Source organism: Streptomyces lancefieldiae (genome assembly GCF_031845825.1).
Taxonomy (GTDB): domain Bacteria; phylum Actinomycetota; class Actinomycetes; order Streptomycetales; family Streptomycetaceae; genus Streptomyces; species Streptomyces lancefieldiae.
The window spans coordinates 1-336 of record NZ_JAVRFH010000429.1; the positions used below are offsets into that span (position 1 = coordinate 1).

Below are 336 nucleotides of genomic sequence, written 5' to 3' on the forward strand. Positions count from 1 at the left end.
GGTTCGTGGCGGGGTGTGGGGCGGAGGGGGTGCGGGCACGTCGTCTGCCGGTGGACTATGCCTCGCACTCGGTGCATGTGGAGGCGTTGGGTGGTGAGCTGGAGGAGGTCCTGGCCGGTATCCGTCCCCGCACGGGTGAGATTCCGTTCTACTCGACGGTGGAAGCTGCGGTGGTCGACACGGCGGGTCTGGACGCGGGGTACTGGCTGCGGAATCTGCGTCGGCCGGTGCGGTTCCAGGAGACGGTGGAGCGTCTCCTGGCTGATGGTTTCGAGGTGTTCGTGGAGGCCGGCGCGCATCCGGTGCTGACGGGTGCGGTGCAGGAGACGGCGGAGT

The 336-nt window shown here is 68.8% G+C and carries 1 protein-coding gene; it reads left to right on the plus strand.

All coding sequences use genetic code 11. The features are described from left to right. The coding region (locus tag RM812_RS42835; protein WP_311586543.1) for an acyltransferase domain-containing protein at positions 1 to 336 on the plus strand (336 nt) is incomplete at both ends.